Annotated in this window: 13 protein-coding genes and 2 pseudogenes; 8 read left to right on the forward strand and 7 right to left on the reverse strand. The window is 56.9% G+C overall.

What is annotated here, in order from left to right:
• Positions 1 to 54: 54 nt before the first annotated feature.
• From KGA98_RS14055 to KGA98_RS14080, 6 genes are all read right to left on the reverse strand, one after another.
• Positions 55 to 1239, reverse strand: coding sequence for an aminotransferase class V-fold PLP-dependent enzyme (locus tag KGA98_RS14055; RefSeq protein WP_154862952.1), 1185 nt, complete (start codon positions 1237 to 1239; stop codon positions 55 to 57).
• A gap of 149 nt (positions 1240 to 1388) precedes the next feature.
• Complete coding sequence (gene tatA, locus KGA98_RS14060) at positions 1389 to 1613, reverse strand: twin-arginine translocase TatA/TatE family subunit (protein WP_154947527.1); 225 nt, start codon at positions 1611 to 1613, stop codon at positions 1389 to 1391.
• Between the two features lie 84 nt (positions 1614 to 1697).
• Positions 1698 to 2405, reverse strand: a complete 708-nt coding sequence (locus KGA98_RS14065) for a cupin domain-containing protein (RefSeq protein WP_154862948.1) — start codon at positions 2403 to 2405, stop codon at positions 1698 to 1700.
• Between the two features lie 45 nt (positions 2406 to 2450).
• The gene (locus KGA98_RS14070; RefSeq protein WP_154862946.1) at positions 2451 to 3308 is read right to left on the reverse strand and encodes a GNAT family N-acetyltransferase; all 858 of its coding nucleotides are present in this window, start codon (positions 3306 to 3308) and stop codon (positions 2451 to 2453) included.
• 334 nt (positions 3309 to 3642) lie between these two features.
• On the reverse strand, positions 3643 to 4983 hold the full coding sequence (locus tag KGA98_RS14075) for an OprD family porin (RefSeq protein WP_154862944.1): 1341 nt from the start codon (positions 4981 to 4983) through the stop codon (positions 3643 to 3645).
• Positions 4984 to 5407: 424 nt separating this feature from the next.
• Positions 5408 to 6334 carry a 2-hydroxyacid dehydrogenase gene (locus KGA98_RS14080; protein WP_154862942.1) on the reverse strand — a complete coding sequence of 309 codons (927 nt, stop codon included), beginning with the start codon at positions 6332 to 6334 and terminating at the stop codon, positions 5408 to 5410.
• Positions 6335 to 6621: 287 nt separating this feature from the next.
• On the opposite strand from KGA98_RS14080, the gene gabT reads away from it, so the two are divergent.
• The 7 genes and pseudogenes from gabT (at position 6622) to acs (ending at position 15303) form a co-directional block, all read left to right on the forward strand.
• Positions 6622 to 7914 (forward strand): 4-aminobutyrate--2-oxoglutarate transaminase, encoded by a 1293-nt coding sequence (gabT, locus tag KGA98_RS14085; protein WP_223502593.1) that lies wholly within the window; start codon positions 6622 to 6624, stop codon positions 7912 to 7914.
• Positions 7915 to 8007: 93 nt separating this feature from the next.
• A complete protein-coding gene (locus KGA98_RS14090; RefSeq protein WP_154862938.1) occupies positions 8008 to 8664 on the forward strand; it encodes an HAD family hydrolase in 657 nt (218 codons plus the stop codon).
• Between the two features lie 47 nt (positions 8665 to 8711).
• A complete protein-coding gene (locus KGA98_RS14095) occupies positions 8712 to 9200 on the forward strand; it encodes an Lrp/AsnC family transcriptional regulator (protein ID WP_008017091.1) in 489 nt (162 codons plus the stop codon).
• Positions 9201 to 9403: 203 nt separating this feature from the next.
• Positions 9404 to 11527, forward strand: a complete 2124-nt coding sequence (locus KGA98_RS14100) for a TonB-dependent siderophore receptor (RefSeq protein WP_154862936.1) — start codon at positions 9404 to 9406, stop codon at positions 11525 to 11527.
• Positions 11528 to 11670: 143 nt separating this feature from the next.
• Positions 11671 to 12399, forward strand: coding sequence for a DUF4198 domain-containing protein (locus tag KGA98_RS14105; RefSeq protein ID WP_154862934.1), 729 nt, complete (start codon positions 11671 to 11673; stop codon positions 12397 to 12399).
• 564 nt (positions 12400 to 12963) lie between these two features.
• Positions 12964 to 13096 (forward strand): annotated as a pseudogene (locus KGA98_RS14110) (Lrp/AsnC family transcriptional regulator); the annotation flags it as partial.
• Between the two features lie 251 nt (positions 13097 to 13347).
• Entirely contained in the window at positions 13348 to 15303 is a 1956-nt protein-coding gene (gene acs, locus KGA98_RS14115) for an acetate--CoA ligase (protein WP_223502594.1), read from the forward strand.
• Positions 15304 to 15477: 174 nt separating this feature from the next.
• On the opposite strand, the pseudogene KGA98_RS14120 reads toward acs, so the two are convergent.
• Positions 15478 to 15636, reverse strand: a pseudogene (locus KGA98_RS14120) (c-type cytochrome); the annotation flags it as partial.
• A gap of 261 nt (positions 15637 to 15897) precedes the next feature.
• Between KGA98_RS14120 and KGA98_RS14125 the strand changes: the two are divergent.
• A complete protein-coding gene (locus KGA98_RS14125) occupies positions 15898 to 17952 on the forward strand; it encodes a TonB-dependent receptor (protein WP_154862931.1) in 2055 nt (684 codons plus the stop codon).
• Positions 17953 to 18215 lie beyond the last annotated feature (263 nt).

Raw genomic sequence — 18215 nt, forward strand, 5'->3', positions numbered from 1 at the left:
CTTCAGGGGCCACTGCCTCTGCGGGTCTCAAGTGTATCCCCTGGCCCGCCGGGGTTACTTGCTTGCAACCACCTGCTTTAGCGCCTCAACAAAGCGCCTTAGATCACTCTTCTGCGTGTAGATGCTCGGCGACACCCGAAGTCCGCTGATGTGTCTGATCTGGCGAAACTTGACATGCACCTGGTGGGTTTTTCGAAGCTCTTGCTCAACCCATCGAGCATCACAGTGATCGATAGAGAACAGGCTTACTGCGCCCAGTTCGACGGTATCAAGTGGCGTGTGGAGCCTGAAACCAGGAATGTCTTTGGCGAGGTCAACCCAGTAACGGGTCAGCTCCTGTAGGCGCGCGTGAATGACTCGTGTGCCGATTTGAGCATGGAAACGGATGGCCGGGGCAATGCCCGCCTGTATCGCCGAGTTATAGGTGCCGAGATTCCAGTGGTCGAATTTGTCGATTTGAAGCGGCGGCGGATCGAAAGGCCCCAGCAACGGCCAGGTGCTGTCGATTCGATCGCGCCTGACAATTAGCATGCCATTGCCGACCGGCGCCCCCAGCCATTTGTGGAGGCTGGTGATGAAGTAATCGCAATCCAGTTCGCGGAAGCTGAGCGGCATCTGCGCAAACGTCTGGGCACCGTCCACTACAGTGACAATTGCCCGCGCTCGGGCTAGCGCACAGATGCGCTTGACCGGCAGGACTCGCCCGGTCCAATGCAGCATGTGGGTCAGCTGGATCACCCGGGTACGCGGGGTAATTGCCTGTGCATACGCTTGCACGATGACATTCTCATCGTCCATCAGGTCGAAGTCGACAGTCACCACTTCGATGCCTTCGCGTTGCTGACGCTGCAACCATCCGGCTATTACGCTCGGATAGTCCCACTGTGATACCAGCACTTGGTCGCCGGCCTTCAATGGAATGCCGAAGATGGCTGTCGACAAGCCTTCGGATGAGTTGCGGTTCAGGGCGATCTCATCGGGATCGCAATCGGCCATGTCAGCCAGCTGTTGCTTGATCGCAGGGAGCTCGGCGTCGAGCTTGCTCCACATATTGACGTCCGGGTTGTGGCTGATCAGCCGATAGGCATCAATCATAGCCTGCTCTACCACCAGCGGTGGCGGACTCACGGCCGCGTTGTTCAGGTTCAATAGGGGGCGCTGCTCTGGATAGGCTGCGCACACGCGCTCCCAGAATGCTTCCTCAGCGACAGACTTGTCTGACATCAGCTGCACTTCCATTTTCGCTTCTCACCTCTGTTTGAATTGTTTACTTGGGCTTGGGCTTGGGCGCTCGCCACGCCGACGAGCTTCAATGGCACGATTAGTGATCTCTTCAGAGTTGTCTGGACCACCAATAGACGTTCGCTAAAGCCGATATAGAATAGGGGTTAGTATTTTTTTACCGAGTCTTCGAGTGTGCGCGCCTGAGCGTCAATGGGCGGGTCGCTGGGCTCCTCGGTGACTGGCTTATCGTCGTCCATGGATTTGCGGAACCCCCTGATCGTGTCGCCGAGATCCGATCCCAAGCCTTTCAGACGCCTGGTTCCGAACAGCATGACAACGATCAACAGGATGATCAGGAGTTTTCCGGTACTGAAGCCACCCAATCCCATTGTCTGTACTCCGCAAATGATTGATCGGTTTGGTGGTGGGGCCGGAGGAGGAAAATCCGTCTGCCGGCGCTAACTCGGTTCGAGTTATTTGACGACGTAGAACTTGCGTACATAGGCGCTGCTATGCCAGGCGCATGGTGCGCCTCGGGGCACGAATACCGTATCGCCAGTGTTGACTGTCAGATCGATCCCGTCCGCCAGCTGGAGGGTGACGCTACCTTCGATCAGGTGCATCAGTTCATGCAGCAGGTGCGGCCTCGCCCCGCGGGTATAGGGTGTCGAATCCCAGACGCCGATGCGCAGGTTGGTCGCCTCTTCAACAAACAAATTGTGCGAGCGACATTGCGGTGGCGGGCTTAGCAGAATTTCTGGCCCCGGTGCCGCCGAGGGAGAGAGCAGGGTTAGCGGGGGGAGCAAGGTGAGCCCGGGATGGCGCTCTTCAACGAGCTGGGTATCCGCGCAGAATGCCCAGAGAGAGTCGGGTTGCGCCTCGATCTGGAGCGACGTACCGCGGGCGATCACGGCGCTGTCGCCGGGATTTAGTTGGAGCCTGTGATCCTGGCTCTGCAGGGTGACGCGTCCCGCGTGAACCACGATCGTTTCGCTATAGGGATAGTCATCGACGTTGAACTGTCCGCTCGCCTGGACCACGCCGGCAGCGATGTCATCCGGCCCGAGATAAGCAATGTGCCGGTCGAAAGGATCGGTGGCCCCTAACGAACCGGGGGTGAATTTTGTTGAAGCGGGACTGCCGTCGGCGTGTGCCAACAGCACTGCAGTGGGTTCGAGCATGAAGGTGTTTCTCCAGGAAAATGCATTGGATGTAACGCTGGTTTGTCAGCCGATGGCCTGAGTCACCAGCGCAAACTGGCGCACTGCGCCGATAGCCTGCGGTGGGGTGCCACGAACCATTTGCGCAACGGTGTCGACCTGCTTCAGCCCGGCCTCTTCCAGCCAAGGGGCCAGTCCGCTATCGGACGGTATATCCATGCGCACGAATGCGTCCGGAACTCGGGCCAACAACACCGCGATCAAGTGCTTGGCCTGCTCTGGACTTTCCGCGATGACCGGGCCGATGCAGCGACCACGGCCGAATGGGCGCAGCATGGCGAAGGCGCGTAGCTGACCCTCGCGCTCGATACCGACCGAGTGTTCGACACTCTCGAACAGATCATTGAGCACGGCCTGTCTGTTCAGGCCGCTGCCGGCGTTAGCCAGTTCGATTTGATCGCTTCGATCGGCTTCGGTCAGCGGGCGGCAGTGCTCACCGGCTGGCAGATCATTGGGTACTGGAGACAGCGCATGCCCCTGATGTTGTTGAATATGTCCAAAGTCAATGAATCCCTGGCTGGCATAAAGTGGGGCACCGGCTAACGTCGCATTGAGCATGGCGGTACGTGATCCGCAAGCCTCAAGTGCCAGTTCCATCAGCTTGCGACCGATACCCTGGCCCTGGTACTCATCACTGACGATCACCAGGCCGATAGTGGCGTAATCTCCCTGCGCACAGGTGAACGCGGTACCTATCAGGCGACCTCCATCTTCTACGACAAAACCCTGCGCGATGCGCTGCAACATGGCCCATTCCTCCAGGCGGTGGGGCCATTTCAGCTGTACGGACAAAGCGTGGGCCAACGGCACATCGGCCGGGGTCATGGGGCGATAGCTATACGTTGGGCGTTGCGAGTTTGACATGACAGATCTCCGTATACAGGGCGCGTGACCGGTCGGATTTCTCCGTGGAAAGTATTGGTATCTCACCTGCTGCGAGGCCTGACAAGAGGCCGCCATTGATTCGGTAGATTCTTTAAGCGATCGCTTTGCCAGCCACATTTACTGCTCAAATGAGAAGCAGTATCGGCAGCAAATACTGGGTCGACTTTCAGGATGCAGAGCACGGCAAAAGCCACTTTTGATGGGGAGATTGCTCAAAAAAAGGCGCCCGGATGGGCGCCTCAAGGCAAAGGGAGCGTGGAGCAGACCTTCAATAAACCGGCCGGTCCACAGGTAAATCGGCCAGGACCTAACGTTACAGAATGCTCAGCGGGTACTCGATGATCAGGCGGACTTCGTCGATATCGCTCTCAAACGAGGTCGCGCGATGCGTAGCCTGGCGCAGGCGCAAGGACAGGTCCTTGGCGGTCCCTGCCTGGACCACGTATTTGGCTTCCAGGTCACGCTCCCACTCCTTCTGGTCGTCACCCACCTTGTTGGCATAGGCACCGTTTGGATCGGCCTTGGTGCCATCGATTTGATCACCTTTGACATAGCGGGCCATAAAACTCAGCCCCGGTATGCCGAACGTGGCCATGTTCAGGTCATAACGAGCCTGAATGGAGCGCTCGTTGGGGGCGTTGAAGTCGGAGTACTGAATCGAGTTGGCCAGCCAGATCGAGTCCACACCGATGTAGTCGAAATACTCGTCACCATCAATCTTCTGATAGGCCAGGGTGAGCTTGTGGGCCCCCAAGGAATAGGCCGCCTTTGCCGACCAGCTCGTGGTGTCCAGTTTACCGGCACGCGCTTCGCCTTGGTCCTGGGTCTTATAGGCTATCAAGCCAAAATTCAGCGACTGCTGGTCAGCCAGAGGAATCGTATAGGAGGCACTGCCGAAGTGCTGACGCCAGACATTGACGGCCTCACTGGTGTACGCCATCAGGCTGAGGTTGTTGTTGACTTTATAGGTGCCGCCAATGAAGTCGACACTGTCAGCTTCGGTCCCACCGTAAGTGGTGAGCAGTTTGTCATCGGAGTTGGTCGAGGCTCGATTGTTGAATGCGGTGAAGTGGCCAGCCTCGAAAGAAACAGCGTCGAACTCTTTGCTCGACAGTTGGAAGCCGGTAGCGGTTTCCGGCAGCAAGCGGTTGTCGCCGGTGGCGAATACCGGAGCGGTCGGGCGTTGTTCGCCGTACTTCAGTACGGTAGAGGAAATGCGCATCTTCACTGCGCCGCCGATCTCGCCATAGCTGTCCGGCACTTCAGCTTCGGCAGTGCGGTTGTTGCTGATCGGCAGCAGGCCGTTGCCGGCCCGGCCGCGGCCAGTGTCCAGCTTGACCCCACCGTACGCGTAGGCATCGGTGCCGAAACCGATGGTGCCCTGGGTGAAACCGGAGGCGAAGTTGAGCATGGCCCCTTGTGCCCATTCCTCGCGATAGCCATTGCGCTCGCTGGCCGGCTTGGAGCCGTTAGTACCTTGGCTATTGCTGCCGCCATTACGGAAGTCGCGATTCATGTAGAAATTACGGTTTAGCAACCCGAGGCTGCTGTCTTCAATGAAGCCATCGGCCTCCTGTTGCTGACCAGCGATTGCCAGTTGCGTGGTGGCGGCAATGACAGCCAAGGAGAGAGAGCTTAGTTTTGCGATGTTCATCGCTTACCCCATTTGATCTTATTAGTGTTGGTAATCTGCGCGGCAGGCGATGCCCTTGCGGCAGCTCAGGTAAACCACTGCGAAGTAAACCCGGGAGAGTCCTGTCGATCAGTGCCTTGCAGTGGACTTGACCCGCAGCCGGGCTTCGCACAGCGGTGGCTGTATCGCAGTTACGGCGAGACCTGACAATGGGGTGCAGTCAATTCGGTAGATTGCATAAGTTGCGGCTTCACGAGCCGCAATTAGTGCTCAATCGGGGGGTGAGATCGGCAGCAAATGTCGGCTGATTCTTGGGGGTAGGTGTGCGCATAAACAGCAAAATGGGATGAGCATCAGGTCTGTTTTGTATAGCGCCAGATTTGCCTCAGAGAAGTAAAAAAATCTGGCGCCGGTTGGTTGTTACTGGTGAGTTGACAGCCGTTGCTCAGTAACTTCGCTCGCGGTCAACCTGACCAAGCATTGATTCGCCGCGTTGATGCCGGCGGATATTCTCCAGCAACACGCTAAACGCACTTTCCGGTTGGGTCATTGCGGCGATATGCGGTGTCAGCAATATCTGCGGATGGTGCCAGAAGGGGTGGTCCGGCGCTGCCGGCTCCTGTTCCAGTACGTCGAGCACCGCCGCACTGAGCTGGCCGCTGGCCAATGCCTCAAGCAGGTCCTCTTCTATCAGGTGTCCGCCCCGGCCCATGTTGACCAAGGCAGCGCCTTTGGGCAGGTGCTGGAACAACTGTCGGTTGAGAATCCCTTTAGTCTCCTCGGTCAATGGCAGGACACAAAGCACTATGTCGCACTGGCCGAGAAACGCTGGAAGTTGCTCGGCACCCGCAAAGCAGTCCACTCCGGCAATGTGGTGCTCGCTGCGTGCCCAGCCCGATAAGTCGAACCCAAAGGTCTGCAAGGTGGCCAGAATCTGTTGAGCCTGCGTGCCGAGACCCATGACACCTACCCGACGTTTGGCTGCCGGCTGTAGCAAGTGAGCCTGCCAGCACCGAGCCATTTGTTGCTGGCGATAACGGAGCATATCCCGGTGCAGGCTAAGCACCGCAAAACTGGCGTACTCGCACATGCCTCGGGTGATGCTCGGGTCGAGTAAACGTACCACCGGCAGGGTCGTTGGCAGACGTTCAAGGTCAAGTTGGTCGACCCCGGCCGACAAGGCGAACAGTACCTGCAGGTTTGGCAACAATGTTTCGAGATCGTCCGGCGCCTGCCAGGCTGCCAGGTAGCGAATATCCTTCGGATCGCCGATGTCCGGCCAGGCACGCCATTCGATATCCGGAGCGTGCTCAGCGAATAGGCGTTTCCATTGTTCGCCGCGCACCGGGTCAGCTTTATAGAGCAGGGCCATGGGTAACTTCTCGCTTTAGATTGGGAGTATCCAGCATGCCCGAGTGGCAGAGCAGGATATGTCGAAAGAATCTGCGTAAACGCATAACGTTGCGTTGTATGGGGTGCACGTCGGCAGATTCCATGGAAGCTGGCTACAGCTGAAGGATTCTGCTGTTTACCGGGGTGAAAACAGTCGATCCGAATTTCTCAGAGGCCAAGTTCGGCTTAGACAATTGCGTCGAAAGCTTAACCTTTGGAACACATCGCAGCCGTTTCCCGGTTGCCAGGTTCACTATGGGAGATGCCATGAACAGTAAAGTCGAAGAAACCCCGAGTTTGCTCCGTCAGCGCGATCAATTCGTGCCACGGGGTTTGGTCACGGCACACCCGTTGGTCATCGACCGGGCCCAGGGTTCTGAGGTGTGGGACGTGGACGGGACGCGCTACCTGGACTTCGTCGGCGGCATTGGCGTTTTGAACATCGGTCACAATCACCCGAAGGTGGTCGCGGCAGTGCAGAGCCAGTTGCAAAAGATCAGCCATGCTTGCTTCCAGGTGGTGGCGTACAAACCTTATATCGACCTGGTGCAGCGTTTGTGCGAGTTGGTGGGTGGTCAAGAAGCCTACAAGGCGGCGCTGTTTACGTCCGGTGCAGAGGCTGTGGAGAACGCGGTGAAGATCGCCCGCGCACATACCAATCGTCCAGCCGTTATCTCCTTTCGTGGCGGTTTCCATGGGCGTACTTTACTCGGTACGACGCTGACGGGCATGAGCCAACCCTACAAGCAGAACTTCGGGCCCTTCGCTCCCGAAGTCTTCCATACCCCATACCCTAACGCCTATCGCGGTTTCAGCAGCGAGATGGCGCTGCAAGCTCTGAACGAATTGCTGGCGACCCAAGTCGCTCCGGATCGAGTAGCTGCGATCATCATCGAGCCAGTGCAGGGCGATGGAGGCTTCCTTAGCGCGCCGCCGGAGTTTCTCCAGGCGCTGCGGGCTCTGACCGAACAACATGGCATCGTGCTCATTCTCGATGAAATTCAGACCGGATTCGGCCGTACCGGCAAATGGTTCGGTTTTCAGCACGCCGGGATTCAGCCGGATCTGGTCACCGTCGCGAAGAGTCTCGCAGGTGGTTTGCCAATATCGGGCGTGGTAGGTCGTGCGCACATCATGGACGCGCCATTACCCGGTGGTCTTGGCGGTACCTACGGCGGTAACGCCCTGGCTTGTGCGGCCGCGTTGGCGGTGATCGAAACTTACGAACAGGATCAGTTGCTCGAGCGTGGTGAGGTATTGGGCGAGCGGCTGCGTCAGGGCCTGCTGCGCTTGCAGGCACGTTACCCTTGTATTGGTGACGTGCGCGGCACCGGCTTCATGCTGGCAATCGAATTGATCAAAGACGATGAGGCCCGCAGCCCCGATGCAGAGCTCACCCAACAACTTATCGATCAGGCCAGGATTGGTGGGCTGTTGGTGATCAAATGCGGGGTGTACCGAAATGTGCTGCGCTTCCTTGCTCCTCTGGTAACCGAAGAAAATCAGATCGACGAAGCGCTGACAATTCTTGAAGCGGCATTGTTGCGAGTGTTGGATTAATCTCAGGTCTCGGTTGGCGCAATGTATCAATGCGCCGACCGAGGGCATTAAGAGCACATGGATTGATGAATGCATCATGGGAGGCTACACACCATGTACCTGACTGATTATCGTGCACTGCTGATTGATTGCGACGAAGTCCTGGTCGATCGGGATTCCGGTATCTGGACTGCCCTGCAACCTTTGCTCGAAAACCATCCGGGTATGCTAGGCAGGGAAGAGGTATTGGCTGAGTTTGACGAGGCGGTGCGCACGCTCTATCCACGTTTTTCCGAGCTGGGTTTCAGTGGCTTGTTGTGCTTTGCCCATCGTCAGCTGGCAGAGCATTTTGGGCTCAGGGTCAGTTGGGAAGAGGGCATGAGTTTCGCCCGTTCGGCATGCAACTGGTCGCTGTTCGAGGACGCGCCCGGAGCCATGTTGTATCTGCGAAAATTCTATCGGCTGCTGGTGTACTGCGATCGTGATGCCGAGGATCGCGAACAGCTCTGCGAGCGTTTGGGGATTCTGCCCGAAGACCTACATTCCCGAGCCAATAATCCATTGGAGGACAGTGAATGGTTGCGGGCCAACAACCTGGAGCCCAAAAAAATTCTGCAGGTTTCCACACCTCCTGCGCAGCCGCCAAAGTCGGCTGGTTTGTGCCTGATTCGCCGCGGCCATGAAGATTCTACTCAGGAGTACTCCGCAGATTTTTACATCACCAGCATGGCCGACCTGGTCGCTCAGCATCAGCTATCTTTGCGACGTTGAGTTTGCTAAAACCACTGTCTAACTGAACGGCAATCACGAGGTACCCGATGGAAGGTTTAATTAAACTAGACCGAATTGATATCAGTATCCTGGTTGAACTTCAAAAAGACGGTCGAATGACCAACGTCAGTTTGGCTGATGCAGTGGGTTTGTCATCCAGCCCATGCTTGCAGCGGGTAAAACGACTTGAATCGGCCGGCTATATTTCCGGGTATAGAGCTCATCTAAACCTTGCCAAGATCACCGACTCGGTCACGGTATTTACTGAAATCACGCTCAGCGACCATAAACGGGAGGACTTCGCCAAGTTCGAGTCCAATATTCGTTTGGTCGATGAGGTACTGGAGTGCCATTTGGTCAGTGGTGGTTACGATTACCTGGTGCGCTTCATGACCTGCAGTATTCAGCATTATCAGGAAGTGATCGAAGGGCTGCTGGACAAGAATATCGGTATCTCCAAGTACTTCAGTTACATCGTCATCAAATCCCCTGTACTTAAAGATGGGGTCCCGCTCCGTAGGCTATTGCGTCACTGACGCTACTGCGGTGAGTTGACTTCGTTGATTTCACTGGCTGCTTAAACTCGATTGCCAACGAGAGGCAATGGGGGCAATTGACTGCGCATTTAGCACAATTGTTGAAAGTAACAGCTATTAAATGAGAATGGGAATTGATATTATTAAGTGCAATTCCTGCCGGCTCTTGATGTATCCGGTAATCTCTCAAAGGTTGCATGTCCATGCGTCGAACTCTCGTTTCTCTATGTGTGATCCAAGCTATCTCCCAGACCAGTTGGGCTGAACAATCAACGACTGATCCTGCATTGATAGAGTTACAAGCGATCGACATCAATGGCGCATTCGAAGAGCAGGCCCAAGGGCCGGTCCAGGGTTATCGCGCGACCCGTTCGGCCAGCGCCACGCGTACTGACACTTCGATCCACGAAACGCCTCAGTCCATCACGGTGGTACCCAAAGATGTCGTCGAGGACATCAGTGCCACGCGCTTGCAGGACGCCCTTGATTACGCGGGCGGGGTGGGAAGGGCCAACAATTTCGGCGGCCAGGGGCTAACCACCTTCACCGTGCGTGGCTTCACTACCGGCGAGTTTTATCGCAACGGCTTTCCGATCAACCGTGGCTATCCGAACATGCCGGATGCCAACACTATTGAGCGCCTGGAAGTCCTGCGCGGCCCCGCGACCATGTTGTACGGCCGCGGCGATCCGGGTGGCACCTTCAACGTCATCTCCAAACAACCCCTGGCCGAGCCCACTGTGACCCTGGGAAGCCAGCTCGATGACCAGGGCATGCAGCGTGGCACGCTGGATGCTTCCGGCCCGCTCGACGAAGAAGGGCGCCTGGCCTATCGCCTGAACGTAGTGGGTGAGGGCGGCGACACCTTCCGCGATCATGTCGAAACCGAGCGGTACGGCGTGACGCCGGTGCTTGCCTGGCAGGTCAACGACGACACCAAGGTGATTTTCGAAGGCGATTTCATGCGCAACAATCACCCACTGGATCGCGGCCTGACGCGCTACCCCAACCAGATCGGCACGGCATCCCGTGACACCTTCTTCGGCGAAAAAGACGTTGGCAAACTGCACAACGACAACAACATGGCGCAGCTGCGTTTCGAGCACCTGCTGAGCGATAACTGGGCTTTGGGCGGCGGATTCCAATGGCTCAATGGCACCCTGCAGGGCAATGCGGTCGAAGCCAACGGTGTGGCCGCAGACGGGCGCACCCTGGGCCGCAACTTCAACTACCGCAAACTGGAGTGGACGGACAAGGACACTCAACTCAACCTCACCGGGCATTTCAGCGCAGGCGGTTTCGACCACACCTTGCTGACCGGCGTGGAGTACGAGGATTACGACTACCGGTCGATCATCCAGCGCTCCAGCGGCGCGGTGAGTGCCTACCCGATCGATATCTTCAATCCGGTGTATGGCCAGCCTCGTCCAGCCCTGACCCGCACCCCGACCAACGACCAGGAAAACCTCAAAACCTACGCGGCATTCGTCCAGGATCAGGTGGCCTTGACCGAACGCTTGAAAGTATTGGCCGGGGCCCGTTTCGAGCGCTTCGAGCATGACTACCAGACCTTCGTGCCCGGCGGCAGAAGCTGGCAGGCCAGCGACAATGCCGTGACCCCGCGCGTGGGGGTGACCTATGACCTCACCGACACCGTGGCGGTCTATGCCAATACGGCGCGCTCGTTCAAGCCCAATACCGGCGCCAGTCGCCAGGGCGGTGGTTTTGACCCGGAAAAGGGTAAATCCTATGAGCTGGGTATCAAGTGGGAAGCACTGGACAGTCAGTTGAGTGTCGAGGCGGCGATCTACCAGATCGAAAAGCGCAACGTGCTCACCACCGACCCTGTGGATTCGACCTTCAGCGTGGCAGCCGGCGAGGTGCGCAGCCGTGGCTTTGATCTGAATGTGGCCGGCAACCTCACGCCTGAGTGGCGCATGATCGGTGGTTACGCCTACGTCGATGCAGAAGTGACCAAGGACAACGTCATCCAGTCCGGCACCCGACTGATGAATATTCCACAAAACAGCTTCAGCCTGCTCAATGTCTACGAGTTCCAGGATGGTGCACTCAAGGGGCTGGGTCTCGGTACAGGGCTCAAGTACGTCGATGAGCGCGCCGGGCAGACGGCCAACACGGCGTTTTCAATGGGCAGTTACACGGTTGTCGACCTGCTGAGCTACTACAAGCTCAACGACCGGATCAGGCTGAATCTGGATGTGAAGAACCTGACTGACGACGACTATGAGGAAGGGGCTTTCGGCAACGTCTATGCCTATCCAGGGGCGCCGAGAACCGTGCAGGTGGGAATTTCATACACCTTGTAGGAAGAATTTTCCCGAGACGCGCGAGAGGCCTTTGGACAGCAAGTATTACGAATGCTTCTGCAACAGTACCTGGGTCATGCCGGCGATCGGCGCAACATCAGCTTTAGCCTAACCAATAACCTCTAAATGCACGGTAATATTTCATGACTATTCACAAGCCCTCCCTCCTGGCAATCCTAAGTGCTGCCTTGTTTATTGGACAAGTTCAAGCGCATGGTTTGTGGACTGAACAGCGTCGCGGCAACATCGAAGTTATCTATGGTGATGGCGCGGAAGATGATGCGTTCAAAGCGGAAAAAATCAGCGGTGCCTGGGCCTATGACGCAACCGGCAAACAGGTTCCGGTAACAGTACAGCGCCTCAATGATCACGCGCGCCTGCAACCGATCAAGCCCCCGGCAATCTTGGCCGTGGCTCTGGATAATGGCGCCTGGTCACAAACACCCGATAAGAAATGGGTGAATTCCGGACGCTCGCAAGTTCCGAACTCCGTGCATTCGCTTCATACCTATAAATACACCTTGGCCATCTATCAGGAGGGGGCCAGACTCCCGGCGCTGGAGAACATGAAGTTAGTCATTGTGCCGCAAAACGACCCGCTTAACGTCGGTCCTGGTAAACCACTGCCGGTGCGCGTACTGCTGGACGGCAAACCCGCAGCGGGCGTCAAGCTCATAGGGGACTACCGTAGCGCGCCGCATGAGGTCAGCGCCGAGACAAATGCCGAAGGTCGCGCAGAAATAGTGGTGCGTAACGAAGGCCTCAACATCATCGCTGCCGAAGTCCATGTGCCGGTCGAGAATGACAAAGATATCAGCGAACGTGGCCTATTCACCTCTCTGACTTTTCTTGGCAGTCCGCACCATGATTAGTGCAGATATTTCTCTCAAAGAAGTACTGCGTGTTGTGTCTTCGTACTTCTCTGGAAGACGAAACGCTGGGCTCAGTAATTTATCTATCGGTATAACGTCTGCATGGTTGCTTCATCAACGGCTTGGCGAATTTTACCATTCTCAAAAGTTTGGTCTGTTGTTTGCTTTCTCTATCTTCAGGTCTATACGCACTTGTCGATTTCCGAGCTGGAAGCTCCGACGCTCAACAACGCCTGGCAGATCTTCACGTAACGGTTAAGTTTACGGTAATTTAACCGAGTCGTATAACTAAAGCCGATTTCCATCCATGCTCATCAACGTTGGATGAGAGTTACGTTACGTTTAATTTTGGGCATGTCGGCAGATTACATGGGGATGACTAAAGCTGACGGATTCTGCTGTTTTCAGGGGTGAAAACAGTCGATCCGAATTTCTTAGGGGCCAAGTTCGGCTTAGACAATTGCGTCGAAAGCTTAATCTGTGGAAAAAATCGCAGCCGTTTCCCGGTTGCCAGATTCTCTAGAGGACATGCCATGAACAGTAAAGTTGAAGAAACTCCGAGCTTGTTTGCAGCGGGTCAAACGGCTTGAATCGGCCGGCTATATTTCCAGGTATTAGAGCTCATCTCAATCTTGCCAAGATCACGGACTCGGTCACGGTAATAACTGAGATCACGCTCAGCGACCATGAGCGAGAGTCAAATCGCCGGTGGGCCTGCTGCGTAGGCTATTGCATCACTTATTCCACCTATGTCCAATAGATCAGACGAAGTAAGAAGTAGTACGAAGTCCAATTCCATATTGCTCAGCCGCTTCCAGATATGACTTGTCGTTAAGAAGCACAATACCTTCACGGACGGGCTTGAGACGTCGGCTGTAGCGCTTGCGAGCCGAGCACGTTTAATCAGTACAAATACTTAATAAGAATTATTCCACCGAGGTAAAAAAGATGAGTGCGGCTTCTCTGTATCCCGTTCGTCCCGAGGTTGCGGCCAACACGCTGACTGACGAGGCGACCTACAAGGCGATGTACCAGCAGTCCGTCGTCAACCCGGATGGCTTCTGGCGCGAGCAAGCCAAGCGCCTCGACTGGATCAAGCCTTTCACCACGGTGAAGCAGACTTCTTTCGACGATCACCATGTCGACATCAAATGGTTCGCCGACGGCACCCTGAACGTTTCCTACAACTGCCTCGACCGGCATCTGGCCGAGCGCGGCGATCAGGTCGCGATCATCTGGGAGGGCGATGACCCTGCCGAAAGCCGCAACATCACTTACCGCGAACTGCACGAGCAAGTGTGCAAGTTCGCCAACGCCCTGCGTGGTCAGGACGTGCACCGCGGCGACGTGGTGACTATCTATATGCCGATGATCCCCGAAGCCGTGGTCGCCATGCTGGCCTGTACCCGGATCGGCGCGATTCACTCGGTGGTGTTCGGCGGTTTCTCGCCGGAAGCCCTGGCTGGTCGCATCATCGACTGCAAATCCAAAGTGGTGATCACTGCCGACGAAGGCATTCGTGCCGGCAAGAAGATCCCGCTCAAGGCCAACGTCGACGACGCGCTGACCAACCCGGAAACCAGCAGCATCCAGAAAGTCATCGTGTGCAAGCGCACCGGCGGCGACATCAAGTGGAACCAGCATCGCGACATCTGGTTCGAGGACCTGATGAAAGTGGCCGGCACCGTTTGCGCGCCGAAAGAGATGGGTGCTGAAGAAGCGCTGTTCATCCTTTATACCTCCGGCTCCACCGGCAAGCCGAAGGGCGTGCAGCACACCACTGGCGGCTACTTGCTGTACGCGGCCATGACTCACGAGCGCGTGTTCGACTACCGCCCGGGTGAAATCTACTGGTGCACCGCCGACGTCGGCTGGGTCACCGGCCACAGTTATATCGTCTACGGCCCGCTGGCCAACGGCGCGACCACGCTGCTGTTCGAAGGCGTGCCGAACTACCCGGACATCACCCGGGTAGCGAAGATCGTCGACAAGCACAAGGTCAACATCCTCTACACCGCGCCGACCGCGATCCGCGCCATGATGGCCTCGGGTACTGCGGCTGTTGAAGGTGCCGACGGTAGCAGTCTGCGCCTGTTGGGTTCGGTGGGCGAGCCGATCAACCCGGAAGCCTGGGACTGGTACTACAAGAATGTCGGCAAGTCCCGTTGCCCGATCGTCGACACCTGGTGGCAGACCGAAACCGGCGGCAACATGATGAGTCCGCTGCCAGGCGCTCACGCGCTCAAGCCAGGCTCTGCGGCGCGTCCGTTCTTCGGCGTGGTGCCGGCACTGGTGGACAACCTGGGCAACATCGTCGAAGGCGAGACCGAGGGCAACCTGGTGATTCTCGATTCGTGGCCCGGCCAGGCGCGTACGCTGTTTGGCGACCATGACCGCTTCGTTGATACCTACTTCAAGACTTTCCGTGGCATGTACTTCACCGGTGACGGCGCCCGTCGCGATGCCGATGGTTACTACTGGATCACCGGTCGCGTGGACGACGTGCTCAACGTGTCCGGCCACCGCATGGGCACTGCCGAGATCGAAAGCGCGATGGTCGCTCACCCGAAAGTCGCCGAAGCCGCTGTGGTCGGTGTGCCGCACGACATCAAGGGGCAGGGCATTTATGTCTATGTCACTCTTAAAAACGGTGAAGAGCCGAACGAGCAGCTACGCCTGGAACTGAAAAACTGGGTGCGCAAGGAGATCGGTCCGATTGCTTCGCCGGATGTCATCCAGTGGGCGCCGGGGCTGCCGAAGACCCGTTCGGGCAAGATCATGCGCCGGATTCTGCGCAAGATTGCTACCGCTGAATATGAGGGGTTGGGCGATATCTCCACCCTGGCTGATCCGAGTGTGGTTCAGCACCTGATCGACACCCACAAAACCATGAACGCTTCATAAACTACAAAAAAGCCATGTCGAGCATGAAGTTTCGCCCGATCATTTACCGGGAGGAGCTTTTTTGTTCATTGAGCTGTCGGACAGTGAGTTGTCTTCACCGTGATCTCTGAAAATAGTCGATCCTGGAAAACTCAGGCGCTTCCAACAGGCAGGATCGTTCGGCTGGAGCGATACTTACTTCGACATCCAGGCGATAACGGGCTTGTAGTCTTCGGCGCTACAGTTCATGCACAGGCCCCGCGCCTACATGGCGTTAAAGCCTTCGGTCACGTGTTTGACCGGCACGTCGCTGCCTTGCTCCTGGCGCGGCTTCCACACGGCCTTGTCACCTTTTTCGGCGCCATTGGTAACGTGTTTATCTTGTTAATTGATATGATATAACATTGTTTATGGGGTGGCATTATTTGCACGACTTTGCCGAGCTGTCAGTCAGCCGTAGGCGCCCCACAACTGGATAGGCAGCCAACACGCAAGCACACTTTCCTGATGCCCCCATCCTTCGAGCCCTGTACGCCCCGCCTGCCAGTCGGCGCGCGAAAGCTGACGGCGAAGCGCTGTGTCTGGTACCTGGGACAATCACTACAAGGAACATGCATGAAGAACAATCTGGCTCCCCTTGCCGTGCTCGCCGCCCTAGCCAGCGGGGATAGCCTCGCCGCGCAATCCGCAGAATCTACCATTACCCTCGGCGAGATTCATGTGGATGGCAACGCCGGCCAGCCGCTAGAGACTGGCAGCAGCGTGTTGACCTCGGTGGATGTACTCGGCGCCGATAAAATCGAAGACAAGAGCGTGATGAACAGCTGGGAGCTACTGGGCCAGATGCCTGGCATCCAACTGACGGAAACCCGTCAGGGCGCCGAATCCGGCAAGGTCACCTTTCGTGCCTTCAATGGCGAGGGCTACATTAACGGCATCAAGACGCTGATCGACGGGGTTCCGAGTAACGTCAACAGCGGCAACCAGCGCTTCATCGACATGGTGTTCCCCCTCGATATCGACTATATCGAGGTGGTGCGCGGCACTAACGACCCACGCTACGGCCTGCACAACATCGCCGGCAATATCAACTTTGTCACCCGCCAGGGCGGCAATTACACCGACAGCCGTCTGACCTACGGCAGTTTCAACACTCGCGAGTTGCAACTGGCGGTGGGCCGCGAGTCGGGGAACTTCGCGCAGAACTACTTTCTCGCCAAGCAGGACTCCGATGGCTTTCGCGACCATGATGAGTCCGACAAGTACTCCCTGAGCGGAAAGTGGTTCTATGCCGATGACGAGGGCCTGCTTAAGCTCGGTCTAGTAACCCGCCTCTATCACCACGAGGCTGAGGAGTCAGGTTTTATGACCAAAGCGGAATTAGATGCCAGCCGCACCGATTCGGCTCCAAAGAACGCCAACGACGGCGACGACCGTGACATGAAGCAGGTGGCGGTACATCTCGATTGGCAGATGCGCGACGACCTGAGCCTGAGTAATAAGCTCTACTACAACAGCTACGAAGACGACCGGAAAATGACCTTCACCAGCTACCCAGCTGGCAATGCCCCGCGCCAGCGTCGCCAATGGGATGAACGGCAGACCGGGATGCTGAGCAATGTTGTCTGGGCCGCCACCGGTGGGCTTACCCTGGATGGCGGTATCAACTTCGAGCACCAGGACAACGAATACCGCCGCTACCGCTACAACTATAGCGTGCCCACCGACTTCGACGTCACCCCGGCGCGGATCCAGAACGACGACGCCTACACCCTCGACAACTTCGGCGCCTACATACAGGCAGTGATTGAGCCCATCGATTCGCTAAAGATCATCCCGGCCTTTCGGGTGGATCGGTTCTATGGTGAAACCAACTTGCCGGATGGCGTTGACGCCGACCTGCAAGAATACGGCTGGATTCAGCAGCCCAAGCTGAGCGTGGTTTACAGCCTGACCCCGAACATCAACCTCTACGCCAACTGGGGTCGAACCTTCCAGATACTCACGGGTTCCAGCGGGCCGGCCTACATAGCGGCCGGGCAGAAGAGCTTCGATCCGTCCATCAACACCGGCAAGGAAGTGGGCATCAAGTTTACCCCGGTTAGTGGCACCGAAGCGCGCATCGCAGTCTGGCAGCAGGATGCCACTGACGAAGTGGCAAACATGCCGAGCACCGGTACCACCGTAGGCTTGGGGGAAACCAGGCGACGCGGTATTGACCTCCAATTTACTTCGAACATCACCGAACGATGGAGCCTCTGGGGATCCCACGCTATACAGGAAGCCAAGGTGGTCAGCGCGTACACCTCCGATGGCGAGTCTCTGGCGGGCAAGGAAGTGTTCTCCACGCCGCGCTATATCAGCAACCTTGGTACCGATTACCAATTCAATCAGGACTGGCGCTTCGGCCTCCAGGCCAGGGCTCAGGGCGACTACTACATCGACTCTCTGAACCAACAAGGCAAGTACGGTGGTTATGCAGTGCTGGACGCCAACGTGCGCTACACCCTTTCCGAAACCACAAGCTTGGATCTACAACTGAAGAACCTGACCAACAGAGAGTACGAGTACGTCTGGTACGACAACTTCTTCTGGGGCGGCGACAACCAGCCTATGTTTTCGCCAGCACCGGGACGAACCGCTTACGTGTCCCTCAATCTGAAGCTCTGAACCTTAGATTGCAGACGGGGGGGCGCCGCGCCGCCGTCAAAGTTCTTATTGGTCTTCACTGTCCTAGACATTATCAGCACGGCAGCCTCTGGCTGCGCGAGGCGGGCTGCGCCTGGGTGATCCGTTGCTTGTGGAGTTGCTTGAGATTGATCCAGGTATTCGCCGGCCGGTCAGTGGCAACACTGTATGCCTGTCATCGCCTCAATTGCCAGCGCTGGAGCGGTAGCGCGTTCGGCCTGCACTGTTGTACGCGGCAGAGGCGG

The sequence above is a fragment of the Pseudomonas sp. BF-R-24 genome (genome assembly GCF_019947335.1).
Classification (GTDB): domain Bacteria; phylum Pseudomonadota; class Gammaproteobacteria; order Pseudomonadales; family Pseudomonadaceae; genus Aquipseudomonas; species Aquipseudomonas jessenii.